The organism is Candidatus Poriferisocius sp., assembly GCF_965204015.1.
Taxonomy (GTDB): Bacteria; Actinomycetota; Acidimicrobiia; order Acidimicrobiales; family Bin134; genus Poriferisocius.
Map to the genome: position 1 here is coordinate 3247166 of NZ_OZ241965.1, position 24914 is coordinate 3272079.

Annotated in this window: 31 protein-coding genes; 25 read left to right on the top strand and 6 right to left on the bottom strand. The window is 66.1% G+C overall.

The window, feature by feature from the left end:
* Positions 1-12 precede the first annotated feature (12 nt).
* The 8 genes from ACOGJC_RS14570 (at position 13) to ACOGJC_RS14605 (ending at position 7176) form a co-directional block, all read left to right on the top strand.
* The gene (locus tag ACOGJC_RS14570) at positions 13-927 is read left to right on the top strand and encodes a dihydroorotate dehydrogenase (protein ID WP_419845720.1); all 915 of its coding nucleotides are present in this window, start codon (positions 13-15) and stop codon (positions 925-927) included.
* Positions 920-1645, top strand: a complete 726-nt coding sequence (gene pyrF, locus ACOGJC_RS14575; protein WP_419845721.1) for an orotidine-5'-phosphate decarboxylase — start codon at positions 920-922, stop codon at positions 1643-1645. The genes ACOGJC_RS14570 and pyrF overlap by 8 nt, the downstream gene beginning before the upstream one ends.
* A gap of 55 nt (positions 1646-1700) precedes the next feature.
* The gene (gene mihF, locus ACOGJC_RS14580; protein WP_419845722.1) at positions 1701-2018 is read left to right on the top strand and encodes an integration host factor, actinobacterial type; all 318 of its coding nucleotides are present in this window, start codon (positions 1701-1703) and stop codon (positions 2016-2018) included.
* Positions 2019-2035: 17 nt separating this feature from the next.
* The gene (locus tag ACOGJC_RS14585; protein ID WP_419845723.1) at positions 2036-2581 is read left to right on the top strand and encodes a guanylate kinase; all 546 of its coding nucleotides are present in this window, start codon (positions 2036-2038) and stop codon (positions 2579-2581) included.
* A gap of 63 nt (positions 2582-2644) precedes the next feature.
* Entirely contained in the window at positions 2645-3010 is a 366-nt protein-coding gene (gene rpoZ / locus ACOGJC_RS14590; protein ID WP_419845724.1) for a DNA-directed RNA polymerase subunit omega, read from the top strand.
* A gap of 48 nt (positions 3011-3058) precedes the next feature.
* Complete coding sequence (coaBC, locus tag ACOGJC_RS14595) at positions 3059-4288, top strand: bifunctional phosphopantothenoylcysteine decarboxylase/phosphopantothenate--cysteine ligase CoaBC (RefSeq protein ID WP_419845725.1); 1230 nt, start codon at positions 3059-3061, stop codon at positions 4286-4288.
* Positions 4285-5463: a methionine adenosyltransferase gene (gene metK / locus ACOGJC_RS14600; RefSeq protein WP_419845726.1), complete on the top strand. Its 1179-nt coding sequence runs from the start codon at positions 4285-4287 to the stop codon at positions 5461-5463. Before coaBC ends, metK begins: the two co-directional genes overlap by 4 nt.
* Complete coding sequence (locus tag ACOGJC_RS14605; RefSeq protein ID WP_419845727.1) at positions 5464-7176, top strand: hypothetical protein; 1713 nt, start codon at positions 5464-5466, stop codon at positions 7174-7176.
* Here ACOGJC_RS14605 and ACOGJC_RS14610 read toward each other — a convergent pair.
* A complete protein-coding gene (locus ACOGJC_RS14610) occupies positions 7173-7370 on the bottom strand; it encodes a hypothetical protein (protein WP_419845728.1) in 198 nt (65 codons plus the stop codon). The two genes, ACOGJC_RS14605 and ACOGJC_RS14610, sit on opposite strands and share 4 nt — an antisense overlap.
* Before the next feature lie 75 nt (positions 7371-7445).
* Positions 7446-8048 (bottom strand): class I SAM-dependent methyltransferase, encoded by a 603-nt coding sequence (locus ACOGJC_RS14615; protein WP_419845729.1) that lies wholly within the window; start codon positions 8046-8048, stop codon positions 7446-7448.
* A 22-nt stretch (positions 8049-8070) separates the two neighbouring features.
* On the opposite strand from ACOGJC_RS14615, the gene def reads away from it, so the two are divergent.
* From def to ACOGJC_RS14650, 7 genes are all read left to right on the top strand, one after another.
* The gene (gene def, locus ACOGJC_RS14620) at positions 8071-8604 is read left to right on the top strand and encodes a peptide deformylase (protein ID WP_419845730.1); all 534 of its coding nucleotides are present in this window, start codon (positions 8071-8073) and stop codon (positions 8602-8604) included.
* A gap of 33 nt (positions 8605-8637) precedes the next feature.
* Positions 8638-9519 carry a methionyl-tRNA formyltransferase gene (locus ACOGJC_RS14625; RefSeq protein WP_419845731.1) on the top strand — a complete coding sequence of 294 codons (882 nt, stop codon included), beginning with the start codon at positions 8638-8640 and terminating at the stop codon, positions 9517-9519.
* A complete protein-coding gene (locus tag ACOGJC_RS14630) occupies positions 9516-10673 on the top strand; it encodes a transcription antitermination factor NusB (RefSeq protein WP_419845732.1) in 1158 nt (385 codons plus the stop codon). Before ACOGJC_RS14625 ends, ACOGJC_RS14630 begins: the two co-directional genes overlap by 4 nt.
* Before the next feature lie 138 nt (positions 10674-10811).
* Positions 10812-11300, top strand: a complete 489-nt coding sequence (locus ACOGJC_RS14635) for a MogA/MoaB family molybdenum cofactor biosynthesis protein (protein ID WP_419845733.1) — start codon at positions 10812-10814, stop codon at positions 11298-11300.
* Between the two features lie 29 nt (positions 11301-11329).
* Positions 11330-12307, top strand: coding sequence for a bifunctional diaminohydroxyphosphoribosylaminopyrimidine deaminase/5-amino-6-(5-phosphoribosylamino)uracil reductase RibD (gene ribD / locus ACOGJC_RS14640; RefSeq protein ID WP_419845734.1), 978 nt, complete (start codon positions 11330-11332; stop codon positions 12305-12307).
* A 61-nt stretch (positions 12308-12368) separates the two neighbouring features.
* Positions 12369-13244: an ATP phosphoribosyltransferase gene (hisG, locus tag ACOGJC_RS14645; protein WP_419845735.1), complete on the top strand. Its 876-nt coding sequence runs from the start codon at positions 12369-12371 to the stop codon at positions 13242-13244.
* Positions 13241-13465, top strand: a complete 225-nt coding sequence (locus tag ACOGJC_RS14650) for a cold shock domain-containing protein (RefSeq protein WP_419845736.1) — start codon at positions 13241-13243, stop codon at positions 13463-13465. Before hisG ends, ACOGJC_RS14650 begins: the two co-directional genes overlap by 4 nt.
* Here ACOGJC_RS14650 and ACOGJC_RS14655 read toward each other — a convergent pair.
* On the bottom strand, positions 13462-13944 hold the full coding sequence (locus ACOGJC_RS14655) for a DUF1844 domain-containing protein (protein WP_419845737.1): 483 nt from the start codon (positions 13942-13944) through the stop codon (positions 13462-13464). The genes ACOGJC_RS14650 and ACOGJC_RS14655 overlap by 4 nt on opposite strands.
* Before the next feature lie 191 nt (positions 13945-14135).
* Here ACOGJC_RS14655 and infC point away from each other — a divergent pair, with 191 nt between their 5' ends.
* Genes infC through ACOGJC_RS14675 form a run of 4 tightly spaced genes read left to right on the top strand, consistent with a single transcriptional unit; the run spans position 14136 to position 16077 of the window.
* The gene (infC, locus tag ACOGJC_RS14660) at positions 14136-14702 is read left to right on the top strand and encodes a translation initiation factor IF-3 (protein WP_419848248.1); all 567 of its coding nucleotides are present in this window, start codon (positions 14136-14138) and stop codon (positions 14700-14702) included.
* 16 nt (positions 14703-14718) lie between these two features.
* Complete coding sequence (rpmI, locus tag ACOGJC_RS14665; RefSeq protein ID WP_419845738.1) at positions 14719-14913, top strand: 50S ribosomal protein L35; 195 nt, start codon at positions 14719-14721, stop codon at positions 14911-14913.
* A gap of 37 nt (positions 14914-14950) precedes the next feature.
* Complete coding sequence (gene rplT / locus ACOGJC_RS14670; protein ID WP_419845739.1) at positions 14951-15334, top strand: 50S ribosomal protein L20; 384 nt, start codon at positions 14951-14953, stop codon at positions 15332-15334.
* A gap of 41 nt (positions 15335-15375) precedes the next feature.
* Positions 15376-16077, top strand: coding sequence for a TrmH family RNA methyltransferase (locus ACOGJC_RS14675; RefSeq protein ID WP_419845740.1), 702 nt, complete (start codon positions 15376-15378; stop codon positions 16075-16077).
* Positions 16078-16094: 17 nt separating this feature from the next.
* Here the strand turns inward: ACOGJC_RS14675 and ACOGJC_RS14680 are convergent, their stop codons facing one another.
* Positions 16095-17486 (bottom strand): aromatic ring-hydroxylating oxygenase subunit alpha, encoded by a 1392-nt coding sequence (locus ACOGJC_RS14680; protein WP_419845741.1) that lies wholly within the window; start codon positions 17484-17486, stop codon positions 16095-16097.
* A gap of 61 nt (positions 17487-17547) precedes the next feature.
* On the opposite strand from ACOGJC_RS14680, the gene ACOGJC_RS14685 reads away from it, so the two are divergent.
* The 4 genes from ACOGJC_RS14685 (at position 17548) to ACOGJC_RS14700 (ending at position 22262) form a co-directional block, all read left to right on the top strand.
* Complete coding sequence (locus ACOGJC_RS14685; protein WP_419845742.1) at positions 17548-18693, top strand: hypothetical protein; 1146 nt, start codon at positions 17548-17550, stop codon at positions 18691-18693.
* Between the two features lie 37 nt (positions 18694-18730).
* Positions 18731-19660: an NAD(P)H-dependent flavin oxidoreductase gene (locus ACOGJC_RS14690; protein ID WP_419845743.1), complete on the top strand. Its 930-nt coding sequence runs from the start codon at positions 18731-18733 to the stop codon at positions 19658-19660.
* A gap of 70 nt (positions 19661-19730) precedes the next feature.
* A complete protein-coding gene (locus ACOGJC_RS14695) occupies positions 19731-20984 on the top strand; it encodes a magnesium transporter (protein WP_419845744.1) in 1254 nt (417 codons plus the stop codon).
* Between the two features lie 51 nt (positions 20985-21035).
* The gene (locus tag ACOGJC_RS14700) at positions 21036-22262 is read left to right on the top strand and encodes a potassium channel family protein (protein WP_419845745.1); all 1227 of its coding nucleotides are present in this window, start codon (positions 21036-21038) and stop codon (positions 22260-22262) included.
* Between the two features lie 16 nt (positions 22263-22278).
* Here ACOGJC_RS14700 and ACOGJC_RS14705 read toward each other — a convergent pair whose 3' ends face one another.
* Entirely contained in the window at positions 22279-22467 is a 189-nt protein-coding gene (locus ACOGJC_RS14705) for a hypothetical protein (protein WP_419845746.1), read from the bottom strand.
* Between the two features lie 207 nt (positions 22468-22674).
* Between ACOGJC_RS14705 and ACOGJC_RS14710 the strand changes: the two genes are divergently transcribed.
* On the top strand, positions 22675-23340 hold the full coding sequence (locus tag ACOGJC_RS14710) for a ribbon-helix-helix domain-containing protein (protein ID WP_419845747.1): 666 nt from the start codon (positions 22675-22677) through the stop codon (positions 23338-23340).
* On the top strand, positions 23340-23648 hold the full coding sequence (locus ACOGJC_RS14715; RefSeq protein ID WP_419845748.1) for a type II toxin-antitoxin system PemK/MazF family toxin: 309 nt from the start codon (positions 23340-23342) through the stop codon (positions 23646-23648). Before ACOGJC_RS14710 ends, ACOGJC_RS14715 begins: the two co-directional genes overlap by 1 nt.
* Before the next feature lie 12 nt (positions 23649-23660).
* Here the strand turns inward: ACOGJC_RS14715 and ACOGJC_RS14720 are convergent, their stop codons facing one another.
* Positions 23661-24851 (bottom strand): DUF222 domain-containing protein, encoded by a 1191-nt coding sequence (locus ACOGJC_RS14720; protein WP_419845749.1) that lies wholly within the window; start codon positions 24849-24851, stop codon positions 23661-23663.
* Between the last annotated feature and the right edge of the window lie 63 nt (positions 24852-24914).

Genomic DNA, 24914 nt, shown 5'->3' on the forward strand with positions numbered 1-24914 from the left:
GTCAGAGGTCGAATGCCGGAGCTGGAAACCGCCATCGGCTCGGTTCGGCTGCCCAATCCGGTCATGACTGCCTCGGGCACGGTGGGCCACGGCGCCGAGCTGGCCCGCTATCTGGACTACTCAGAGTTGGGGGCGGTGGTGGTCAAGTCTTTGGCCCCCTACGAGTGGGCCGGCAACCCTCCGCCCCGGGTTCACCCCGTTTCCGCGGGGATGATCAACAGCGTGGGCCTGCAGGGCCCAGGTTTGCCCCGATGGCTGGACGATGAGCTGCCGGAGCTGGCCGACAGTGGCGCCCGGGTGGTGGTGTCGATCTGGGGGCGATCCCTAGACGACTATGCCGCCGCTGCCGAGATTTTGGCCCGCGCTGATAGCGACGCGGTAGTCGCGGTGGAGGTCAACGTCTCCTGTCCCAATCTGGAGGATCGGGGCCGCATGTTCTCCCATTCAGGGGCCATGACCGAGGCCGCGCTGGCGGCCACCGCAACCTGCGGCCTTCCCCGATGGGCCAAGCTCAGCGCCACCGGCGACCTGGTGGAGATTGCCGCGGCTGCGGTGGAAGGCGGCGCGGAGGCCCTCACCCTCATCAACACCCTGTTGGGCATGGTCATCGACACCGAGGCTCGCCAGCCCCTGCTGGGCGGCGGCGGGGGAGGGGTGTCGGGCCGGGCCATGGGCCCGGTAGCGGTGAGGGCGGTTTACGACGTGCATGCGGCCTTGCCCGACGTGCCCATCATTGGAGTGGGGGGTATCGCTTCGGGAACCGATGCGGTGGAGATGCTGATGGCTGGGGCCCGCGCCGTTCAAGTAGGCACCGCCACCTTCGCCAACCCCCGGGCCCCGGCCAAGGTCTTGCGGGAACTGGCCCGCTGGTGCACCGCCCACGGCGTGAGTCGACTGGACGAGCTGATTGGAGCTGCCCATGAGTAAAGCAACGCGCGACCCCCGCTTGGCCATTGCCTTGGACGTGGACCATCTGGATCTGGCCTGCTTGATGGCCGATGCCGTACACCCCTGGATGGGGGTGGCCAAGGTCGGATTCGAGCTGTTTGCCACCGCTGGTCCCACAGCCATTGGGGCCATGACCGATCGGGGATACGAGGTGTTCGCCGACCTCAAATTGGCCGACATCCCCAACACGGTGGAACGAGCGGCAGCCCAAGTGGGCCGAGCCGGGGCCCGCTGGCTGACTGTCCACGCCTTCAGCGGGGCTGATGTGCTCAAGGCCGGAGTCGAGGGTCTGGCCGAGGGCAGCGGCGGGTCTGCTGAGGTTCTAGGGGTGACGATTCTGACCAGCGATGCCGACCGGTCCCGAGATGTGCTCGAAGAGCGGGTGGCGCTCGCCCGCGATGCTGGCTGCGGCGGCGTCATCTGCTCTGCCGCCGATATTGAAGTAGTCAAAGAAGTCGCGCCCGAGTTGAAGCGCGTGGTGCCCGGCATCCGGCTTCCCGACTCCAGCCATGACGATCAGGCCTCGGTGGCCACCCCCGAGTCGGCTATCGCCGCAGGGGCCTCCATATTGGTGATCGGCCGAACCGTGACCTCGCCGGTCCAGGGGATGACCGTCGACTCAGAGCACTTGGTCCATGCGCTGGTGGAAATGGCCGACAGAGCCCGGTTGGTCGCCACCAGCATCGGCCATCTGTAGCCACAATTTCCCCAAAATCCCCAATAAGACTTGAAGTGCAAACTACAATGGTGTAATGGCAGGACCCCCACAACTGACAGCAGAGCAGCGCCAGGCCGCGTTGGCCAAGGCTGGCGAGGTGCGCCGCAAGCGTGCTGAAGTCAAGGCCAAGCTCAAGATGAGGTCGATTTCGCTATCCGACCTGCTGGAACAAGCGGAAACCGACGAAGTGGTCGCCGGCACCAAGGTGCTCGCCGTCCTGGAATCCCTTCCAGGCATGGGCAAGGTTCGGGCCCGCAAGATGATGGACGAGATCGGCATTGCCGATAGCCGTCGTATCCGCGGGCTGGGCGATCAGCAACGGGCCTCATTGCTGGCGCGCTGCGGCGACTAAATCAGCCACTGATAATCGTGCTGTCCGGCCCCGGTGGGGTCGGTAAAGGGACTATCGCGGCTGCACTTGTAGACGCGGACCCAAAATTGTGGCTCAGCCGCTCGTGGACCACCCGTGCTCGCCGTCCTGGAGAGCCGGAAACCGCCTATGTGTTTGCCGACGAGGCCGAATTTCGGTCCAAGGCCGCGGAGGGCGGATTCGTGGAATGGGCGGAGATCGCCGGAAACCTCTACGGCACGCCGCAGCCCGATCCGCCCGAAGGCTGCGACGTCTTGTTGGAAATCGACGTCCAGGGCGCGGCCCAAGTGCGGGAAAGCCGTCCCGAAGCCTTGTGCATCTTTGTGGAGGCCCCTTCGCCCCAGGAGCAGGAATCCCGACTGCGGGGCCGGGGCGATTCTGAGAGCCATATCGCCAAACGGCTGGCGCTGGCCGACTCGGAGCGAATCCAGGCCTATGAACTCAACGCCATTCACGTCGTGAACGACAGTCTCGCCGAGGCAGTGGCCGCGGTCGCCGCTCTCATCGAAAATGCCCGCCGGGAGCGGTCGGTCAATGACGATTAATGCCACCGGTCCTGGTAACATTTATCCGCTCTCCCTAGTGCCTGTTGGAAGAAGGCTGCACTGATGACCGAACAGCACGACACCATGATGTATCCGACCATCGAGGAACTCCTGGGCCGCACCGACTCCAAGTTCCGCCTGGTCACCCTGGGGGCGCTGCGGGCCTGCCAGATCAACTCCTATTTCGGTCAACTCGGCGAGGGTTTGGGGGCGATGGTCCCTCCCCAGGTGCTGACGATGTCCCGAAAGCCTCTGTCCATTGCCTTCGAGGAGATCGCGGTCGACAAGATCATCGCGGTGGATCCCCCCGAGGTGCCCGAAGAGGATGTTCTGGCCGACACCTTGATCCCCACCGGTGATGCCGACCTCGGCGGCGATGACCTCGACAGCGCCGATCAGGGCGAGGCCGCTCTCGACTCTGCCTCCTGACCGGGCCATGATGGCGGTCGCCGGCAAGCGAATCGTGTTCGGTGGCCCATGACCGCGGTCGCCGGCAAGCGAATCGTGCTCGGCGTGAGCGGTGGGATCGCGGCGTACAAGGCGGTTGAGATCTGCCGTCGGCTGATGGACGGCGGTGCCCACGTCATCCCGGTCCTGACCAAAGGCGCTACCCGGTTCGTGGGCCGCACCACCTTCGATGCGCTGGCCTCTGAGCCAGTTCGCATGAGCCTGTTCGATGAGGACGACCCCATCCCCCACACCACCTTGGGCCAGACCGCCGACTGCGTGGTCGTTGCCCCGGCCACCGCCCGGGTGATCGGCGCTTATGCCGCGGGCATCAGCTCCGACCTGCTGACCGCCACCCTCATTGCCACCCGGGCCCCGGTGGTGATCTGCCCGGCCATGCACACCGAGATGTGGGAGCACCCGGCGGTGGTCGACAACATCGCAATGCTGGCCGAGCGGGGCGTCCACATCGTCGGACCAGAGTCGGGCCGATTGGCCGGGGGAGACGAAGGCGCCGGGCGCCTCTGCTCTCCAGCCGACATTGTGGCTGCGGTAGGGCGAGTCCTCGATTCCGGCGGCCAGCGAGCCGATATGGCCGGATTGTCGGTGGTGGTCACCGCGGGAGGCACCCGGGAGCCCATCGACCCGGTGCGCTACATCGGCAATCGCTCCTCGGGCAAGCAGGGCTATGCCTTCGCCGACGAGGCCGCTAGCCGGGGGGCCAAAGTCACCGTTGTCACCACCGTGGACCGGCCAGGTCCTCCGAGTGCCACCGTGGTCAGAGTCGACACCGCGGAGGAAATGGCCGCGGCGACCACCAAAGCCGCCAAGGAGGCCGATGTGGTGATCATGGCCGCGGCGGTGGCCGATTTCCGCCCGGTTGACCCCGTCGATGTGAAGCTCAAAAAGCGCGACGGAGTGCCCGCTATCGAGTTGGAGCCCACCCCGGACATCCTGGCTGCGCTGGGGGCGGCCAAGCCGCAAGGCCAGACCCTGGTGGGATTCGCCGCCGAGACCTGCGATGTGGCCGGCAACGCCGCGGCGAAGCTAACCGGCAAGGGCGCCGACTACATCGTGGCCAATGATGTGACGGCAGAAAACGCCGGTTTTGCCTACGACACCAACGAAGTGCTGGTGCTAGCTTCCGATGGTCGGATCCACCCGGTCGGGCTGCGATCCAAGCGCCAAGTGGCCCAAGCCGTTCTCGACTTGGTGGTGGCCGACCGAACCAGCCGAGCCGATGTGCAGGAGAATCAATGAGCCAAGGGACCAATGGCCGCTACCGCTTCACGTCTGAATCGGTCACCGGCGGTCATCCTGACAAGATCGCCGATCAGATTTCCGACGGGGTGCTGGATGCCCTGCTCGAAGTAGACATCGGCAGCCGGGTGGCGTGCGAGACCCTGGTCACCACCGGGCTGGTCGTGGTGGCCGGTGAGATTTCCACCGATGGTTACATCGACATCCCCCGAGTGGTGCGCGACACCATCACCGGGATCGGCTACGACCGGGAGGACTACGGCTTCGACGGCAACACCTGCGGCGTCATGGTGTCCATCGACGACCAGTCACCCGACATTGCCCAGGGGGTGGACCGGCTCGACCCGCTGGAGCAGGGCGCCGGCGACCAGGGGATGATGTTCGGCTTCGCTTGCGACGAGACCCCCGAGCTGATGCCCCTGCCCATCCACATCGCCCACCGGATGGTGGAGCGCCTGACCGAGGTCCGCCGCTCGGGGTGTGTGCCCTACCTGCGGCCCGATGGCAAGAGCCAGGTGACCTTCGAGTACGAGGGCACCCGGCCCGTGGGCCTGACCACCGTGTTGATGTCGGCCCACCACCGCGACGGGACCGATCTGGCGGAGATGAAGGACGACCTCAAAGAGCAGGTCATAGACCCGGTGGTTCCCGAGCAGTTCCGCGACGACGGCTACGACGTGCTGGTCAACCCCACTGGCAAGTTCGTGAGGGGCGGCCCGGTGGCCGACGCCGGGCTGACCGGGCGCAAGATCATCGTCGACACCTACGGGGGCATGGCCCGCCACGGCGGGGGCGCCTTCTCGGGCAAAGATCCCAGCAAGGTGGACCGCTCGGCGGCGTATGCAGCCCGCTGGGTGGCCAAGAACGTGGTGGCCTCCGGGGCAGCCGCCCGCTGCGAAGTGCAGGTGTCCTATGCCATCGGCATCGCCCGCCCGGTGTCGGTCATGGTGGAGACCTTCGGCACCGAGACGGTGGATCCGGTCAAGATCAGCCACCACGTACAGGAGATCTTCGACCTGCGGCCGGCGGCCATCATCCGTGATCTGGAGCTGCTGCGGCCCATCTACCGGAACACGGCCGCCTACGGCCACTTCGGACGCAGCCCCGAGAGCACCTTCACCTGGGAGCGCACCGACCGGGTGGACGACCTCCGCTCAGCGCTGGGCTTGTCGTAGTTGCACGTCCGGGTTCTTCCCGACGTTGTCGCCATAGACCGCGAGTTCACGTACACGGTTCCTGAAAGCTGGATCGACGACCCCCGCTTCGGGGTGGGGGCGATGGTTCGGGTGGTGTTTCATGGTCGGCGAGTGGGCGGTTGGATCACCGATGTGGGGGTGGAGCCTCCCGAAGGGGTGGAACTCGCGCCCCTAGCCAAACTCAGCAGCCGGGGACCCGACCGCGGGCTCATCGAACTCAGCCAGTGGGCCGCCTGGCGATGGGCCGGTCGCCGGGTCCACTTCCTGCGGACCGCCTCGCCGCCACGCGTGGTGACCGCCTTGCCCCGACCCCCGCGTACCCGGCTGGTGCCCACGGACGACTATGCCGATCTCTTCGAGGATGATGGTCGCACCCTGCGCCAGGGGCCGGCCGACGACCCCCTGCCCATCGCACTGGCTGCTGCGTCCCGAGGACAGGCGCTGATCTTGGTGCCGGACCACCACCGGGCAGATGACCTGGCCAGGCGGCTGGGCCGGGAGGGTGCTTGGGTCGCCCGCCATCCCGACGACTGGGCGGCGGCCGCCGCGGGGGCCACCGTGGTGGGCACGGTGTCAGCCGCATGGGCGCCGGTCCCTGATCTGGCCGCGGTGGTGGTGATCGATGAACACGACGAGGCCTATCGCTCGGAGGCGGCCCCCACGTGGAGCGGTCGGGATGTGGCTATCGAGCGGGCCCGACGAGCTGGGGTGCCCTGTGTGCTGCTGTCGTCGGTGCCCAGCCTGGAGGCGCTGCGATCCCGATCAGTGATGCGCCCGTCGCGGGACGCTGAGCGGGCCAGTTGGCCGCTGGTCGAGGTGGTGGACCGCCGCAGCGAGAACCCGGGGCGGGCCGGCTTGTATTCCCCGAAGCTGGTGCAGGCGCTGCGCGACGGCAGCCGGGCGGCCTGCGTGTTGAACCGCCGGGGTCGGGCGCTGCTGCTGGCCTGTCACCTGTGTGGCGAGTTGGCCGTCTGCACCGAATGCGGTTCGTCGATGCGCCAGACCGACGACAAGCAGTTGGTGTGCCGTGCTGCCGGCCATGTCCGCCCCATCGTGTGCCCGGAGTGCGGCAGCACCAAGATGCGCAATCTGCGAGCCGGGATCAAGCGGGTACGCGAGGAGGTGGAGGCGCTGGTTCGCACGCCCGTGGCCGAGGCCACCAGCAGCGGGTATGTCGGCCCGCCCACCGCCCGCGTGGTGGTGGGCACCGAGGCAGTGCTGCATCTGGGCCGTCCGTTCGACGTGGTCGCCTTCCTGGAGTTCGACCAAGAGCTCCTCGCCCCCCGATTCCGAGCCCGCGAGCAAGCCATGGCCCTCATCGCCCGAGCCGCCCGCATCACCGGCCCCCGTGATGTTGGCGGGCGCATCCTGCTCCAGACCCGCCTGCCCGACGACCCCGTAGTGCAGGCCGCGCTCCGGGCCGATCCAGCACTATTGGCCCGATCTGAGCGAGACCGCCGCCAAGAGCTGGGCCTGCCTCCCTACGGGGCTATCGCAGTGGTTTCCGGCCCGGAGGCAGGCGAGTTCATAGAACGTTTCGGCACCCCGCTGGGTATTCAGATCGCCCCCGACTCCGGCGGGCAATTCTTCCTGCGGGCCCCCGCCTACGACACCCTCTGCAACGCCCTCGCCTCAGTGGAACGCCCCTCTGGCCGCCTCCGCATCGACGTCGACCCCATCAGAGCGATCTAGTCGAGGGTGCGACCCTCCAAGGTCGAAATCCGCTCCCCGTGGTTTCTCAGGCTGTCATCGGTGCGCTCCATGGAGCGATTCAAGATGGCCTCAAGGCTGTCGAGGCGATGCTCGATGCGCCGCAGATAGAAGCCGAGGATGCTGACAATGCTCGCCCCATAAACGCTCAGCATGACAGTTGTTGTGACATCCATATTCGCTTGTCTTTCCTGCTGGATGTGCCTCGGGGGAAGCCTTCTCACTCTATCCCAGGAACACGACAATTTGTTTCAGGTTTGCGGCCGAACCTCCAGGATTCGGTAGCCCCGGCGGGAGCTGAGCCGGGTGGTGGGCCAGCCTTCTTGGTTGAGCCACCGGGCTAGGGAGTCGGAGCCTAGGTTCTTGTTCACCACCAGGTAGGCCCGCCCCTCCTCTGTTAGCCGGCCCAGCCAGGTCCCCAGCACCTCGTAGAGGGCGGCCTTGCCGATGCGGATGGGCGGGTTGGAGTAGATGGCGGCAAAGCGCACCTCGGAGGCCACGTCGTCAGGAAGGGACACTGCGGCATCGGGTCGGCCGTGGCCATCAAGGTTGGTCCGACACAGTTCCAGCGCCCTGGAGTTCACGTCGATGGCCCACAGCGGCGCCTGCGGAGCCCACTGGCCCAGCGCTACCGCGATCGGACCGTAACCGCATCCCAGATCTAGTAGCGGGCCCTGTTGGGGTGGGCGGGGGGCCTCGGCCAGGAGATATCGGGTGCCCCAGTCCACCTCGTCAGCCGCGAACACTCCCCGGTCGGTGGCCAGCTCCACATCCAGATCTCCCACCCGCAAACGGGCACTTCCCGGCCGGCGCTTTCCGCCCGGCGAGGCGCTGTAGTAGTGCGAGTCGCCCACGGTTTGACGGTAACCTGCTTTCATGGCCCCACTGCGGATACGGGTGTATGGCGACCCGGTTTTGCGGCGCGTGGCCGAGGAAGTGACCGACATCGACGGGGCCATGGCCGGTCTGTGCCAGGAGATGCTCACCGCCATGTACGAGGCCCCCGGCATCGGTTTGGCCGCTCCGCAGGTGGGGGTGTCGCAGCGGTTCTTCGTGTACGACTTCGGCGACGGTCCCGGCGTGCTGGTCAATCCCGAGATCACCGAGAGCGACGGCGAGTGGACCTACAACGAAGGCTGCCTGTCGGTGCCCGAACTGTCGTGGGAGATCGTCCGCCCTCGCAGTATCCACCTGAAGGCCTATGACCTGGACGGCAATGAGGTCTCCCTCGAGGCCGAGGATCTCGAGGCCCGCCTGTTCCAGCACGAGCTGGACCACCTGGAAGGCAAGATCCTGCTCGACTACCTGGACGAGGAGCAGCGCCGGGAGGCCAAGGGCATTCTCCGAGAGCGGACAATGAGTGGGTCGAGTCGTCCCCCCGGCACCGGCGACGGGTTGTCGCTGCCGTGATCGACTCCTTGCTGTTGGTGGGCCGGGATTGCCGTGATCGACCCGCCGGCTGACATTCGCCGGCTCGCCTACCTCGGCACTCCTCATGAGTCGGTGCCCTTTCTGGAAGCACTGGCCGCAGCGGGATTCGAAGTGACCATGGCCGTGACCCGGCCCGACAAGCGCCGGGGGCGGCGGGCGGAACCCACCCCCAGCCCGGTGAAGGCCGCCGCCCAGGAGCTGGGTATCCCGGTTTCCTCCGAGGTGGACGCTGTGCTGGACGCCGATGCCGACCTGGGAGTGGTAGTGGCTTTCGGGCAGATCATCAAGCCCCACGTGCTGGACCAGCTAGCCATGGTCAACGTCCATTTCTCGCTGCTGCCCCGCTGGCGGGGGGCGGCCCCGGTGGAGCGGGCCATCCTGGCCGGAGACCAGACCACCGGGGTGTGCCTAATGGAGGTGGCTGAAGGCCTGGATACCGGCCGGGTCTACCGCCGAGTCGAGATCCCCATTGGGCCCGATGTCACCGCGGAGGCGTTGCGGGCTGACATGGTTGCCGCGGCCGTGCCCATGCTTGTAAATGCCTTGCAAGTGGGCCTGGGGACCCTCGAGGCCCAGGAGGGCGAGCCGGTCTACGCCGCTAAGATCACCCGAGACGAGCTCCGCCTCGACTGGGGGCAGTCGGCGGAGTCCTTGTATCGGCAAGTTCGGGTGGGCGGGGCGTGGACGACGTGGAGGGGCAAGACCCTCAAGGTCTGGGCGGCTCAACCGGTGGAGGGATCGCAGCCGCCCGGCGAGCTCGACGGCGCCTGCGTGGGTACTGGCCAAGGATTGCTGAAGTTGGTGGGAGTGCAGGCTGAAGGCAAGTCCCGGCAAGCTGCTGAGGACTGGCTCAGGGGTGCCCGTCCGAACCCAGGCGACCGGCTCGGATCGTGAGCCGCGCCCAATCGGTTCGGGCGTCGGGAAATGCCCGAGCCGTTGCCGCCAATCTCCTTAACCGGATTGAGCGAGATGGCGCCTACGCCAACCTGGTGCTGGCCTCGGCCGACTTGCCCGAACGCGATGCCGGGTTGATCACTGAATTGGTCTACGGGGTCACCCGCATGCGCCGGGCGCTGGACCACCTCATCGACGGCTTCGTGTCCGACCCGCCCGATCTCACCACCCGCAACCTGCTGCGGATCGGGACCTACCAGCTCCACATGATGGACACCCCGGCCTATGCCGCGGTGAGCGAGACCGTCGAAGCCGCATCTCGCCGCCAACGGGGATTCGTCAACGCGGTGCTGCGCCGGGTGGCAGATGTGGATCTAGCCTGGCCCACCGACGCCATCCGGCTGAGCTATCCGGATTGGATGGTAGAGCGCTTGAAGATCGATCTCGGCGAATCAGAAGCCCATGTTGCGCTAGAGCAGATGAACCAGCCTGCCCCGGTCACGACCCGCCCCGACGGCTATGTCCAAGATCTCGCCTCCCAGTGGGTGGCGGAGTTGGTCGATCCTCAGCCGGGAGAGCGAGTACTGGACATGTGCGCCGGCCCCGGCGGCAAAACCACCACATTGGCCGGCAGTGCGGCCACGGTGGTGGCCGCTGATCATCGCCGACATCGGGCCTTGTTGGTAGCGGCCAATGCCGCCAAGACAAGCGCAACCCTGGCCGGAGTGGTAGCCGCCGACGGCCGCTGTCCGCCATTTCGCCCCCACTCCTTTGACCGGGTGCTAGTAGACGCACCGTGTTCCGGCCTGGGCGTGCTCGGGCGCCGGGCCGACGCCCGCTGGCGATTGGGCCCCGACGACGTGAGGGAACTGGCTCGCCTCCAGGCCCAGTTGGTAAGAGCCGCATTCGACCTAATCCGCCCAGGGGGAGTGGTCGTCTACAGCGTGTGCACGATGACAAATGCCGAGACGGTAGACATTGACAACATGGTGGCTCGCGAACATCCCGATGCCGTGCCAATCCCCATTGCAGATGTCCGCTGGCGCCCCCAAGCCCGCGGCGCCCTAGTCCTCCCCCAAGACCACAAAACCGACGGAATGTTCGCTGTCAAATACCAAACCCCCCTACCTACCCCAAAGCCCAGTTCGGAGTAGCTCGGGAAAGCACCGGGTAGGCGTGGTGGGGGGTGGCCCGGCTCAGGGCGCCCGCCGCCCGGAGCTTGTCGAGGACGGCGGGCTGGGCCGGGACAGGACCCGCCACCACGCCGGTTCAACCCAGTACCCTGACCGGCAATGACAGACCAAGAAACCGCTGGACTGGCCGCCAAGGTACTCACGGTGTCCGACGGCGTAATCGCTGGCACCCGCCAAGACGGCTCGGGCGATGCTCTGGTGGAGATGCTCACCGGTGAGGGCTATGAGATCGCCGACCGCCGAGCGGTGGAGGACGGCGTCGAGTCGGTGCGAGACGCCCTGCTGGACATGTCCGAAGGGTTTGCTGGCCTCATCGTCACCACCGGGGGAACCGGCTTCGGCCCCCGAGACCTCACCCCGGAGGGCACCGCCGCCGTGCTGGAGCGCCGAGCCGACGGCCTAGCCGAAGCCTCCCGGTTGGTGAGCCCGTTCGGCCGCCTGTCCCGGGCCATCGCCGGCACGAGGGGCACGGCGCTGATCGTGAACCTGCCCGGCTCGCCCAAGGGCTCGGTGGAGTGCCTAGGCGCGGTGCTCGACGTCATTCCCCACGCCCTGCGCCTGCTGGCCGACGAACCGACCGAGCATTGACCCTGAAATCGCACAACCCTCTAGAGCTGATGGACCTGGCCCTCGAGGCCGCCCGGTCGTGTCGGCTGGTTACCTCGCCCAATCCCTGGGTGGGGTGCGTAATCGATACGACAGACGGCCTGTTCATCGGGGCCACCTCGCCGCCGGGCGGCAACCACGCCGAGATCAACGCACTGGAGGCGGCGGGCGAGCGGGCCCGGGGCGCCGACCTCTACACCACCCTGGAGCCCTGCGACCATCACGGTCGTACCGGGCCGTGCACCGATTCCATCGCGGCTGCGGGTATTGCCCGGGTGTTTGTGGCTGTCGAGGATCCCGACCCCGCGGTGTCGGGCCGGGGAATTGCTGCCCTGCAAGAGGCCGGAATCGCGGTGGAGACGGGTATCAGGGCCGACAAAGCCGCCGAGCTGCTTGCCCCCTATCTCAAGCACCGCCGCACCGGGCTGCCCTGGGTGGTGTTGAAGCTGGCTGCCACCTTGGACGGTCGCATTGCCGCCCCCGACGCCACCAGCCAGTGGATCACCGGCTCCGCGGCCCGCATCGACGCCCATCGCCTGAGAGCCGAGAGCGATGCGGTGCTGGTGGGGGCGGGCACGGTGCGGGCCGACGATCCTGCTCTGACGGTGCGCGACTGGCAGCCTCCCTCCGGTGTGACTCCCCGCATCGATCAGCCGCGGCGAGTGGTGTTGGGCACCGCCCCGCCGGATGCCCGCGTGCACCCTGCTTTGGAGATGGACGGGCCGCTGGAGCAGGTGCTTGGCGAACTGGGGGAGCAGGGGGTGATCCAGCTTCTCGTTGAAGGGGGTGCGGCCACCGCGGCCGCCTTCCACCGGGCGGGCTTGGTGGACCACTACGCCGTGTATCTGGCCCCGGCCCTGTTTGGCGGCGACGACGCCCGCCCGATGTTCACCGGCCCAGGCGCAGCCTCGGTCTCAGACTTGTGGCGAGGCCAGATTCATGCGGTCACCCCGCTAGGACCCGATCTGCGCATCGACCTGCGGCCCTGAATCGCCGGAGATTCAGTATTTGACCCAAGACCCCGCAATGCAGCCCAGTAGCGTTGACGTCATGCTCTCGTTGGTTTTGCCCAAGGGGTCGTTGGAAAAGGCGACCTTAGAGCTCTTCGACGCCGCCGACATCCCCGTGCACCGCAGCTCGGATGTGGCCTACAAGGGCACGATCAACGACCCCCGCATCACCCAGGTCCGCATCCTCCGTCCTCAGGAGATCCCTCGGTATGTGGCCGAGGGGCTGTTCGATTTGGGCATAACCGGGCGCGACTGGGTGGCCGAGACGGGCAGCGATGTGGTGTCGCTGGGCAAGCTCCAATACTCCAAGAACACATCGCAGCCGATCCGTATGGTGTTGGCAGTGCCCGGCGACTCGCCCTGGGAGTCGGCCGAGGATCTTCCCCAAGGGGTGAAGATCTCCAGCGAGTATCCCGCGTTGACCAAGCAGTTCTTCGACGATTTGGGCATCGAGGCCGACATCGCCCTGTCGTACGGGGCCACCGAGGCCAAGGTCCCCGACATCGTGGACGCGGTGGTGGAGATCACCGAGACGGGGCGGGCGCTGCGGGCCGCCGGCCTCAAGATCATCCACACCATCCTCACCTCTTACACCGAGCTGGTGGCCAACCCCGAGAGCTACGCCGATGCCGAGCGGCGCCACGCCATGGAGCAGATCCACACCCTTCTGGGCGGGGTGCTGGAGGCCAGGGGCAAGGTGCTGGTCAAGATGAACGTGCCGGCCACCAGCTTGGACAAGGTCATCGACCTGCTGCCGTCCATGAAGGCGCCGACGGTCAACGAGCTGTTCGGGGGCCACGGCTACGCGGTGGAGACGGTGGTGCCCAAGGTCGACATCAATGTCTTGATCCCCGACCTATGCGACGCCGGGGCTAGCGACATCATCGAACTGCCTCTGGCCAAGATCGTCCATTGAGCCTGTCTGAGCTGGGAACTCCGCTCACCGGTCGGGTGGCGAGCTTCGACGGCGCGGCCGGGTGGGGCGTGATCGTCGCCGACAGCGGCACCGAATACCCGTTCCATTGCACCGCGATCGCTGACGGGACCCGCACCATCACCGCAGGTATCGCGGTGAGCTTTCAATTGGCCCCCGGTCACCGGGGTGTTTGGGAAGCGGCTGGAATTACCCCTGGTTAGCCCTCGGCGTCATCTTGTTCTGAGCCATCTTCTTCTTCGTCTTCAGCGTCTCCGGCGGCACCCTCCATCGCCCGTGACACCTGCACGAACGCCATGCGGATCTGATGGAGGGCATCTTTGAGGGTGGCCTCGTGCTCGCCGAGTCGGCCTTCCAGCCCCTCCACCAGCGAGCCGAGGGCGTCGATGGCCAATCGGGCCTCTTCCAGGTTGGGCGGCTGCTGGCTGAGATGTATGGCCCCCAGCTCATAGAGGCCCATGGCATGGTTGCCCACCACCACCGAAGCGGGGGTGTTGGCGATCTGCTCTCGAGCTTCGGCGAGCTGCTGGGCTAGTTCTTCGGCTTGGGCCCGCTCCTCGTCGCTCAGCCCGGCCAGCGGGTCGTCAACTTGATCGGGGGAATCGTGGGGCGGTGGGGTGGAAGATCCCCTCCGGCCGTCGTCTACCGGTATCTCGCCTCCAGGCGTCCACAGTGTGCTCATCGTCTTTCCTTGGCTCCTTTTCGCCTCGTCTGGCGTGATCGTCCCCTAACGCTGATACTCTTACGCCGCAACTTCGGCGCGCAAACGGGGTGGAAATTATCCCGGCGTGCCAACCCCAATAGTCGAGAGAGAGGAACATGCGCATTGCAGAGCGGTGATCGGCCATAGCTTCGGCAGATGCTGAGCCCCGGATCAACGACCGGATCAGAGCAAGAGAGGTGCGGCTCGTTGGTCAGGACGGACAGCAGATAGGCATTCGCCTGCTGCCTGAGGCGTTGGACATGGCCCGTGATGCCGGCTTGGACTTGGTGGAGGTCGCCGAGAAGGCGAACCCGCCGGTCTGCCGGATCATGGACTACGGCAAGTACAAGTACGAGGCCGCCCAGCGGGCCAAGGAGTCCCGGCGAAACAGCACCAACATCGTTGTCAAGGAGATGAAGTACCGGCCCAAGATCGGCCCCGGCGACTTCGATACCAAGACACGCAAGGTGCGGGGTTTTTTGGAAGAGGGCTCCAAAGTCAAGGTCACGATCATGTTCCGCGGCCGCGAGGTGCAGCATCCCGAATTGGGGCGGCGCATTCTCGATGACATTGCGGCCGAGGTGGAAGAAGTGGCCAAGGTCGAGGTCTATCCGAGGCTGGATGGCCGCAACATGGTCATGGTGCTTGGTCCGGTGAAGAAGAAGTCTCGCAAGCAGGCCGCTCGGTCTGCTCGCCCACCGGTCGAGGAGACCGCAGCAACCGATACTGCTCCCTGAAGCGCAGGAAACTGACATGCCCAAGATGAAGACCCACCGAGGCGCGGCCAAGCGGTTCAAGACCACTGGCACCGGCAAGATCCGCCGGCGCAGCGCCTACAAGAACCACATCCTCGAGAAGAAGGCCCCCAAGCGCAAGCGCCAGCTGCGCGGCCCAGCCCAGGTGTCGGCCGCCGACGCCCCCGCCGTGAAGCGCCAGTTGGGCTTGTAGGGCCTGACACGAGCAAGAGTTCAAGGAGAAGCACACGATGGCTAGAGTCAAGCGCGCCGTTACCGCCCGCAAGCGCCGCCGGGCGGTGGTGAAGCGGGCCAAGGGGTATTACGGCAACAAGAGCCGCACGTTCCGGGGGGCCAATGAGCAGCTGATGCACAGCGGCCAATACGCCTATCGGGATCGCCGGGCCCGCAAAGGCGAGTTCCGCCGCCTGTGGATCCAGCGCATCAACGCCGCCTGCCGCCAAAACGGGACCACCTACAGCCGGTTCATCAACGGCCTGAAGCTGGCCGAGGTGGAGGTCGACCGCAAGATCTTGGCCGAGTTGGCCGTTAATGATCCGGCGGCGTTCGCCGCGTTGGTAGAGGTCGCCAAAGCTGCGGCCGAGGCGGAGCAAGACGCCGCCTCGGTGGGGTAGCACTGGCCCCCAGCAAATCCCTCAGCGCCCGTAACCCACGGGTGGCCGAACTTCGCCGACTTGCCCGCAACCGACGTGACCGCGCCTCGGCCGGCAAGTTCGTCATCGACGGGCCGCAATTGCTGGTCGAAGCGGTGGCTGCCGGTTTGGAGATCGTCGAGGTGTTCGTGGAGCCCGTGATCGACTTGTGGGCCGATCTGGGAGTCTCCATCGACGCTCCCACCTGGACGGTGGGCGACGGCGTGCTGGCCAAAGTCGGCTCGGTGGTCACCCCCCAGGGAGTCATGGCCACCGCCCGTATCCCCGACGTCGCTCCCGTGGCCGACGGCGATTTTGCCGTCGAGCTGGCCGGAGTCGCCGACCCCGGCAACGCCGGCACCATCGTGCGCACCGCGGTGGCCGCCGGGGCCCAAGCGGTGGTGTTCAGCCCAGAATCAGTGGACCCCTGGAATCCCAAAACCGTCCGGGCATCGGCCGGTGCGTTGTTCCGAGTTCCGTTGGCCGAGACGGGACCGAAAGGGGAGCGTGTGGGCGCCGACCCCCACCGAGGCGACCCCTACGACCAAGCCGACCTCACCGGCCCCCTCACTCTGGTGGTGGGAAACGAAGCCCACGGCCTCGATCAAACCGTGGCCATCGACCGCTGGGTATCCATCCCCATGGCCGAGTCGGTGGAGTCCCTCAACGTCGCCTCCGCCGCCGCCATCTTGTGTTTCGAGATCGCCCGCCAACGCCGCGGCTGAGCTGCCGTAGTTGAGGTCTAACCGACGACGGGGCCGATGGCGGCGGGCTGAGCTCTGAGGGCTTCAATCTCAGCTACAGCCTCGTCGGAGAGCTCGCGGATGCCGATGAACTCTTCGAGGTTGTAGTGGAGGTTGATGATCCGCATCTCCTCGCGGCTCAACACGATGTGGTCGAGGCCGGGTTGGTGCAGGCCTCGCTGGGCTCGCTGGAGGTTGGACAGGTCTTGGTCGAACACCAGGTTCATGGAGGCCTCCTCGGCGGGGATCACAGCCTGCATCGGCTGGGCCCGTTCGGTGCCCGGCGACCGCCGGTCGAGATGCAGCAAGTCCATGTAGGCGTCGTCGGGGGTGTCGCCGGGGCGGGACCGCAGCACGGTGATGCTGTCGCACATCACGATCACCGTGATGTTGGGGAACAGGTTGAACTGGAACAGGTCCAGCATCTGCGATTGGTCGAAGCTGTCCAGATCGAGGCCCTTTTGGGCGGTCTGGACCCGTACCAGCTCCTCCAGCACGTCGCGCACGCCACCCCCGTCGGGCACCGGCGGGCATTGCCCCGGGTTCTCGGAGTCCTGGCCATAGCGAGCGCCTTGGGTGACGATGATGGACTCCCATATCTCCTGGTCGGTGGCTCCGTCGCGCAGCCGGGGGCTGGGCACCCCGTAGGGCTGGTGCAGTGAGCCGTGGCGGCCGTAGAGGCGGTTCACCGAGTTGACGTCGTCGCAGCTGGGCAGCATCTCCCGGTGGATGCCCTGTACGTGGTAGGTCTCGCTGAACGCCTCAATGAGGGTCTTCCAGTTGCACGGCAGCGGCACGGTGAGGTCGTAGGCGCAGGCGTACTCGTCCATGCGAGCCCACTCCAAAAGGCCGGGAATGGCCTCCAGGTACTCGTCGAGGGGCTCGGCGTCCATGTCCAAGTTCACGAACACCAGCGGACCCCATGTGCCCACCTGCACCGGGAACAGCGGGTAGTCGTCGTTGCGCAGGGCCCCGAAGCCCCGGCGCGACGGCACCTCCCGCAGCTTGCCGTCCAAAGTCCAGCTCCACCGGTGGTAGATGCAGCGCAGCTCGGTCAGCCCCGACCCCGATCCGGTGCACAGCACATTGCCCCGGTGGCGGCACACGTTCTGGAACCCCCGCAGCACCCCGTCGTCGCCCCGCACCACCAGCACCGAGAGATTGCCCACCGAGTACTCGAACCAGTCGCCCGGCTGGGGCACATGGTCCACCGTGCAGGCCAGCTGCCACGCCTTGGGCCACACATGGGCCATCTCCAATTCGGCCCACTCCGGGGAGATGTATCGGTGGGTGGGTACCTCAACGGGGGTACGCCGGGGCGGCACTGGTCCGATAGCCGTTCCCACCGGGGCTTCGTTGGTGAGTTCCGGACCGATCTGGATTTTCGCCATGGCAGAAGCGTAGGCCGTGTTGACCAAGGCCACTCCAGCAGTCCCGTAGTCTTTATCCCGTATGGGTCCGGGCGAAGCCATTGTGTTCACAGTCGGGGCGCTGGTTGCATTGGGCACGCTTCTCGCGGCCATCCAGACCGTGGTGGTGCCCCGAGCCGAGCGCAGCTTATTGATCCGCTTTGTGTACGTGGGCATGGGGATCCTGTTCTCGGTGCTCGCCCGCCGCAGAAAGACCTATGAGGCCAAAGATGCGCTTCTAGCCCGCTACGCCCCGACCACGCTCATGTTTCTGCCGGTGGTTTGGGCCACCGGGGTGATCTACGGGTTCTCGCTGATGTTCTGGGCGCTGGATGTGCGCCCCTATCGCGAGGCCCTGACCCTGAGCGGGTGGTCGCTTACCACCTTGGGCTATCGGGTGACCACCGACTTCTTCACCCTGACGCTTGCGGGGTTCGAAGCGCTCATCGGCTTGGGCATCGTGGCGTTTTTGATCAGCTTCCTGCCCACCATGTACAGCGCGTTCAGCTCCCGGGAGGCGGCCGTGGCCCGCCTGGAGATCAGAGCGGGAACCCCGCCCACGCCCGAGGCCATGATCATCCTGGCCCACGAGACCGGCGGCCTCGAAGACATGGGGGACACCTGGACCGAGTGGGAGCACTGGTTCATCCAAATAGAAGAAACCCACCAGACCTATCCCGCATTGGCCTACTTCCGGTCGGTGCGCTCCGACCGGTCGTGGGTGACCGCGGCCGGCTGCATCCTGGACAGCGCCGCCATCATGTTGTCGACAGTGGCGGTGCCCCATTCGCCTGCCGCGCCGTTCATGATCCGGGCGGGGTACGTGGCGCTGCGCAACATCGCCGAGTTCTTCGCCATCGAATACGATCCCGACCCGTTGCCCACGGCCCCCATCACGGTGCGCCGCCACGAGTTCTACGAGACCTACGAGGCCCTCCAGCAAGCCGGAGTGCCCGTGGTGGAAGACCGCGATCAGGCGTGGCGCGACTACGCCGGGTGGCGGGTGAACTACGACGACTGCCTGGTGGGGCTGGCCTCCATCACCTCGGCCCCGCCGGGCAAGTGGAGCACGGATCGGCCCTCTACCTACCACCGGCTGCCGCTGTTCTATCGCCCGCTGCGTCGTCCGCTGCCGCCCCTGTTGCGTGAGATCCGGCGCCGGGGTTTCGGCCCGGGGCGGCGGCGGTGATTTCTCTGCCGACGCCACTAGCAATGAGGCTGGCGCCATGAAGACCCGCATCACCGAGCTTCTGAACATCGACATCCCCGTGGTGCAGGCCCCGATGGGCTACATCGCCCGGGCCCAGCTGGCCTCGGCAGTGTCCAACGCCGGGGCCATGGGCATCATCGAAACCTCCTCGGGCCAGCTTGACGACATCAAGGTGGAGATCGCCAAAATGCGCGACCTCACCGACCGTCCCTGGGGCGTGAACATCGCCCAGCTGCTGGTGCCCGATGCCACGGTCATCGATTTTGTCATTGAGCACGAAGTGGCGTTCGTGACCACCTCGGCGGGCGACCCCAACCGGTTCACCGCGATGCTGAAAGACGCCGGGATCACTGTTTTCCATGTCGTGCCCACATTGCGCGGCGCTCTCAAAGCAGTGGACGCCGGCGTCGATGGCCTCATCGTGGAGGGAGTGGAGGGCGGCGGGTTCAAGAATCCCCACGGCTCGTCCACCATGGTGCTTGCCCCGCTGGTTGTGGCCGAAGTGGACGTGCCGGTGATCGCCGCGGGCGGGATCTGCGACGGCGTGTCGATGGCGGCCGCCTTTGCTCTAGGGGCCGACGGCGTGCAGATGGGCACCAGGATGCTGTCGGCCGCCGAGTCGCCGGTGCACGACAACTGGAAGCAGGCGGTGGTGGCTGCGGCCGAGACCGACACCGTGCTGTTGAACCGGTTCGGCCGTCCCGGCATGCGGGCGCTTCGCACCGAGCTCACCGCCGAGATGGAGCATCACGACCAGGTGCAGATGCCCGGCCTCGACCGGCTCATGGACCAGTACTTCGGTGGGCAGATGGACGTGGCCGTCCCCTTCGGCGGCCAGGTGATGGGCCGCATCGACGAGGTGCGTCCGGTGGCCGACATCTTGGGCGAGGCCTGGGACGACTGCCAGATTCGGTTGCGCCAACTGGGCCAGGCCGCGGCGGTATAGCCAGGGGGTACCGGGAAATGCGGCGCGGTACCCCTTCAGTCACAGCACTATCACCCCGTCGAGCCCGGCCATGAGGCTCTTCGGCCTCTCCGGCGTTCGCCAAGCGCAGATCCGCCTGCCCCGGGTGTGGCTGCTCGGCCCCGATCCCCGGGGCGTGCGCCAATCACTGGGGGCATTGTGCATTCTGGCGGTGACCAGCGTGGTCGCCGGTGTGGTGCTGGGCCGAAGCCACGAGCGATTGGCCGAGCTGCCCGGGCTGCTGCTGTTGGTGCCGGCGGCCATTGCGCTTCCGGGGAAGATCTTCGGAGCACTGGGCAGTCGGCTGGGCACCGCCATCCACACCGGCACGTTCCGGCTGTCGCTGCGGTCGTCCAGCGTGGTGGGCCAAAACGTGTGGGCCTCGCTGGTCTTGACGCTCCTTATGACGCTGGTGCTGGCCCTTTTGGCCTCGGCGATGGCGTCGAATCTCGGGGTGGAGAACGCCATCGGCGTGGCCGACTACGTGGTCATCTCGGTGGTGGGCGGGATGCTGGCGTCGGTGTTCGTGCTGCTGGTGACGCTGGGCATGGCCACCGGATCGGTGCGCTGGGGGCTCGACCCCGACAACGTGACCGCCCCCATGGTGACCGCAGCCGGCGACGTGCTGGCGCTGCCCGCGCTCATCTTGGCCTCCTACCTGGTGCGAATCGACACCGTCACCCCGGTGATCGCCGGGCTGTTGGCGGCCGTCACGGTTGTATCGTCGGCCGCCGCGCTCCGCTCCAAGGCCCCCGAACTGCGGACCGTTCTGAGGGAGTCGATCCCGGTGCTGGTGCTAGCCGGATTCTTGTCGCTGATGGCCGGGGTGACGGTGGAGAACCGATTCGAGGTGTTCTCCGAGCGCCCCGTGCTGCTGGTTCTGATTCCCGGCTTCCTGGCCACCGCCGGCGCCCTGGGCGGCATCTTGACCAATCGGCTGTCCAGCAAGCTCCACCTGGGTTTGATCGGCCCCTCGGTTGTGCCCCATCGGGGAGCTCGCACCGATGTGGGGGTGACCATCGGGCTGGCGCTGCCGGTATTCGTGATCGTGGCCCTGGTGTCGCAGGGAGCGGGATCGCTGGTCGATCTGGCCGGGCCGGGGGTGGGACGGCTGGTGGGGGTGGCGCTGATCGGCGGAATCCTGGCGGTGGTCGTGGTGGTGGCCGTGGCCTACTACGGGACCATTGCCGCCGTCCGCTTCGGAATCGATCCCGACAGCGTGGGCATCCCGACGGTGACCGCGGTGCTCGATTTGGTGGGCGCCCTCACGCTGGTGTTCGCCATCGAGGCTGTTGGGGCGGGGTGAAAGGCAAATGACTGATTCCAGTGCTGATGGCTATCTTGGAGAGACCTGACAATGGACGATAAACCCCGCAACCTTCGGGCCATGCTCGCCGAGGCCAAGGACCTCTCCGAGCTGATGGTCGATTTGGCCTACGCCGCCCTGTACTTCGGCGACCCGGACATGGCCACCGAGGTGGACGAACTCGAAGTGCAGATGACCGAGCTGGTCAAAGACATGCGGGCGGTGTGCATCATGGCGGTTCGCCATCCCCGCGAGGCCGACGGCATGTCGTCGGTGCTCCAGGTGATCAGCGCCATCGAGCGGATCGCCAACGATGCGGTGGACATCTCCCGGATCGTGACCCGCCGCTTGGGGATTCCCGCCGAGCTGGTGGCCCATTTGTCCAGCGCCGAGGAGATATCGCACCGCTTGGTGGTCCACGAGGGCTCCCATATGGTGCGCCGGCCCCTCGGCGATTTGGAGCTGCCCGTGGTGGCCGGGATGCGGGTCATGGCCATCCGGCGGGAACGCAGCTGGATCACCGACGTGCGTGGCGACCAGCTCATGATGCCCGGCGACGTGCTGTTCCTGCGGGGCTCGCCCGATGGGATCATGCGCCTGCACCAGCTGGCCGCCGCGCCCATGTGGGAGGAGCCGGTGGCCCCCGAGGATCCCTGGATCTCGGATCTGGATCGGGCGGTGGACGTGCTGGTGGAGATGAAAGACCTGTCGGAGGCCGCGGTAGGGCTGGCCTACTCGGCGCTGGTCCTCAAGGATCGGGGCTTGGCCGCCCAGGTGCGGCTTCTGGAGGGACGCCTCGACGAGATGAACCACCAGTTGGAGCTGTGGGTGCTGCGGGCCGCGTCCAACAACATCGACCCCTCACCGCTGCGGGGACTGCTTCACCTCGGCCAAGCCGCCGAGGACATCGGCGATCAGGCCCGCCAGATGATCTCGCTGGTGGAGCTCGGCGAAGAGGTCCACCCCATCTTGGAGATCGCCCTCGGCGACTCCGACGAGGTGGTGGTCGAGCTGCCCGTGGCCCGCCTCAGCGGCGCCGACGGGACCTCGCTCAAAGAGCTGGCCCTCAACATCGAGCCCGGTTTTACCGTGCTAGCCATCCGCCGGGCCGGCCGCTACATCTACCGCCCCGGGGGCAGCGCCGCGCTGTACGCCGGCGACGAGATCATCGCCAGCGGCCCCGACGAAGGCCGCGAAGCCCTAGCCGAACGCTTCGGCTGGAACCTGGTGCGAGAAGAAGAAGGCCTAGAAGACGAACTCCAGCCCATGGGCTCGTAGTCTGGCCTGCGGCCCATCATTGGTCGCGCCAGCCCAACAGATGCTGCCGGTATACCAACATCGCTTTCTCCCGCTTCCCAGTTGACAACCCGCCCTCGTCAGCCAACCGCTCCACCTTCACCACAGCCTCCTGCCAAGCCTGCTCATTCTGCTCGCTGCGCCGCTGCCAACGCCCCGCATACCACCGCTCATCCTGCTGCCCCATCACCCGACCCCACCCAAAGCACCCGCATACCCACCGCCCCCCGCATCCCCGCAGGTCACAACCCTAGATTCCATACCAACAACCCTACCGACGCCTATGACAACTTCATGCCAGCACCCCGCACTGCTGAGTTTTAGGACTGAAAATAACTGAATAATCATAAAAGACTCTTGACTGAACCAGTCCTGGTATGGGCATACTTGTCAGGTGGCAACGCCGGTACTAGTGCGGTTCAGCAAGAAGCAGGTCGAAGCGATTGACCGCCTTGTAGCGGAAGGAGTAAGGGAGTCCCGCCCCGAGGTGATCCGCCTGGCAGTGGAGAGTCTGGACGAGGCCATCTGTCGGATGCGGACCAATCTGGAGGTCGAGCAGGCCAATCGCCAGCAGCGCCAAATAGAACCCGAGGGGATCTCGACTGTGGCCGTAGAAATAGCCCTAGCCGGACGCGAGCGGTGGGTGTGGACGGAGGATGGTCGGTGCATCCCGGAACAGGTAGCCGAAGAGCGGAGCATCCCCATTGCCCAATGCCCTCCCCGCCCCAGCCTGGACCGAATCGAGGCGATTCCTAGAATCCGGTTGGAGTTCAGCAAAGCGCAGCATGAGGCGATCGACCGCCTGGTGGCCGAAGAGGTCGGCGTCACTCGTCCCGAAGCAATCCGTCGAGCAGTAGAGCGCTTGGCCCATGTCGTTGGCCGATCCCGCCGCATCGACGAGGAGATCGCCGAGTTTGAACGCCAGCCGCCCGAATACGTATTCGAGAATTGGGTCTGGACTGAGGATGGCGATGTAGTCCCGGAGTCCGTGGCCATCGAAGAAGGCATTCCCATTGCAGATGGTCCTCCCCGCCACACACCAGCTAGCACGGGGAGCTGATGAGGCAGGGTGATATCTGGCTCATGGAGCAGCCATTTGAGGATCCACGCCCCGTAATAGTCATTTCCCGCAACTGGGCTATTTCTCATCTGAACAAAGTTGTAGTGGCCCCCATCACGAGGACGCTTCATTCTGCTCAGACAGTGATTTCTGTCGGCCGCGAACAAGGGCTGAGATATGACAGCGTTGCCACGTTCGACAATCTCATCTCAATACCACAGTCTCAGCTAACCCATCAGATAGGAGCTCTCAGCGACGGTGGCCGCGATCAAATGTGCTACGCCCTCATGTCAGTGGCTGATTGCTGAATCTGCGCACGTCTACATCCGCAGGGGTGTAGGGACTACCGCCGGAGGTTTGGGAGGCTCTTGCCAAGGGGGTCGCAGGTATCGGCGTCCGGTGTCGGGGTGTTTTTCGATGGCCCAGTTTCGGTGGTGGACTTTTTGGTGGCAGTCGTGGCATACGAGCACGAGGTTGTCGGGTTGGGTGGGGCCTCCGTGTTGCCATTCCACGATGTGGTGTGACACGCACCATTCCGGTTCCTTCCGGCAGCCGATGCATCCGCCGTCTCGGGCTTCGAGGGCGGCCCGCAGGGCGAAGTTGGGGTGGCGGCTGGTTGATCCCATCCAGATGGGCTCAGTGCTTGCTTCTTTGAACAGGCCGCACAAGATGTCGGCGTCGCAGGCCAGCCTGTGGAACTCGTTTGGCGGAAGCGGGGTGCCATCGGCCAGACGAGGGCGACCCAGCTTGTCGTCCACCAAGTCGTAGTCGGCCATCAACAACAGCGTGGCGCCCTGAGGCTGCTCGCTTCCGTCAGCAGAGATCGTGCGGGTGATGAGGCGCTCCAAAGCATCGGCCCGGCGGTGACGATCGGCGGTGTGCTCGCGGCGGTTGTCGGCCCGCCAGTCGTCGTCGGTCGCCTTGTTCAGCGCCTTGCGGATCCGCGCCGCCGCAACCGGGTCGAACAAGGCGAAAAGCTGCCACATCCCGTCGTCTCGCAAAGAGAAGCTGGCCGTGCGGGCCCTGCGCTGGCGCTCAAACCGCTTGGCCCCATCATCGCCAGCCAACTCGTTCTGATGGTCGCGCACCGTCTTGCGCAACTGCTCCGGCGACTGCGTCTCAGCCGCCTCCAGCATCTTGGCCTCATCCAACGGCCCATTCTGCGCCGCAGTCCCCAGAATCCGAGCGTGCTCCGAATTGATCCGACTGTCCACCAACGCGTCCCGGGTAGCCGACAGCTTGTCCAACTGCTCGGCCTCACGCAGCGTCCGATCAGCCTGATGCCTCGACTGCCGCAGCTCGGCCCTCAAGGAGTTCGCAGCGTCAAAGGAGCTGCTGCGCCTGGTCTTCTCAGCCACCACCTCAGCCAAAAACCCCTCCAACCGATTGCGAGCCTGCCCAATGTGCCGTAGCCGAACATCCAATGCTGAGTCGTCTAGCCCGGCCACGTCAACGGCATCAACATGCACGCCACTCCCAGGATTCCCGCAGGTCACAGCCCCAATATCCATACAACAATGATATTGAAGGCAGTGACAGTATCTCTTTACCATCAGAATTGCTTGAGTTTTCTT

Bases quoted from the DNA above. Each gene is read 5' to 3' on its own strand.
- ACOGJC_RS14570 (WP_419845720.1), top strand. From the start codon at position 13: ATGCCGGAGCTGGAAACCGCCATCGGCTCGGTTCGGCTGCCCAATCCG.
- pyrF (WP_419845721.1), top strand. From the start codon at position 920: ATGAGTAAAGCAACGCGCGACCCCCGCTTGGCCATTGCCTTGGACGTG.
- mihF (WP_419845722.1), top strand. From the start codon at position 1,701: ATGGCAGGACCCCCACAACTGACAGCAGAGCAGCGCCAGGCCGCGTTG.
- rpoZ (WP_419845724.1), top strand. From the start codon at position 2,645: ATGACCGAACAGCACGACACCATGATGTATCCGACCATCGAGGAACTC.
- coaBC (WP_419845725.1), top strand. From the start codon at position 3,059: ATGACCGCGGTCGCCGGCAAGCGAATCGTGCTCGGCGTGAGCGGTGGG.
- metK (WP_419845726.1), top strand. From the start codon at position 4,285: ATGAGCCAAGGGACCAATGGCCGCTACCGCTTCACGTCTGAATCGGTC.
- ACOGJC_RS14610 (WP_419845728.1), bottom strand. From the start codon at position 7,370: ATGGATGTCACAACAACTGTCATGCTGAGCGTTTATGGGGCGAGCATT.
- def (WP_419845730.1), top strand. From the start codon at position 8,071: ATGGCCCCACTGCGGATACGGGTGTATGGCGACCCGGTTTTGCGGCGC.
- ACOGJC_RS14635 (WP_419845733.1), top strand. From the start codon at position 10,812: ATGACAGACCAAGAAACCGCTGGACTGGCCGCCAAGGTACTCACGGTG.
- ribD (WP_419845734.1), top strand. From the start codon at position 11,330: ATGGACCTGGCCCTCGAGGCCGCCCGGTCGTGTCGGCTGGTTACCTCG.
- hisG (WP_419845735.1), top strand. From the start codon at position 12,369: ATGCTCTCGTTGGTTTTGCCCAAGGGGTCGTTGGAAAAGGCGACCTTA.
- ACOGJC_RS14655 (WP_419845737.1), bottom strand. From the start codon at position 13,944: ATGAGCACACTGTGGACGCCTGGAGGCGAGATACCGGTAGACGACGGC.
- rpmI (WP_419845738.1), top strand. From the start codon at position 14,719: ATGCCCAAGATGAAGACCCACCGAGGCGCGGCCAAGCGGTTCAAGACC.
- rplT (WP_419845739.1), top strand. From the start codon at position 14,951: ATGGCTAGAGTCAAGCGCGCCGTTACCGCCCGCAAGCGCCGCCGGGCG.
- ACOGJC_RS14680 (WP_419845741.1), bottom strand. From the start codon at position 17,486: ATGGCGAAAATCCAGATCGGTCCGGAACTCACCAACGAAGCCCCGGTG.
- ACOGJC_RS14685 (WP_419845742.1), top strand. From the start codon at position 17,548: ATGGGTCCGGGCGAAGCCATTGTGTTCACAGTCGGGGCGCTGGTTGCA.
- ACOGJC_RS14690 (WP_419845743.1), top strand. From the start codon at position 18,731: ATGAAGACCCGCATCACCGAGCTTCTGAACATCGACATCCCCGTGGTG.
- ACOGJC_RS14695 (WP_419845744.1), top strand. From the start codon at position 19,731: ATGAGGCTCTTCGGCCTCTCCGGCGTTCGCCAAGCGCAGATCCGCCTG.
- ACOGJC_RS14700 (WP_419845745.1), top strand. From the start codon at position 21,036: ATGGACGATAAACCCCGCAACCTTCGGGCCATGCTCGCCGAGGCCAAG.
- ACOGJC_RS14705 (WP_419845746.1), bottom strand. From the start codon at position 22,467: ATGGGGCAGCAGGATGAGCGGTGGTATGCGGGGCGTTGGCAGCGGCGC.
- ACOGJC_RS14715 (WP_419845748.1), top strand. From the start codon at position 23,340: ATGAGGCAGGGTGATATCTGGCTCATGGAGCAGCCATTTGAGGATCCA.
- ACOGJC_RS14720 (WP_419845749.1), bottom strand. From the start codon at position 24,851: ATGGATATTGGGGCTGTGACCTGCGGGAATCCTGGGAGTGGCGTGCAT.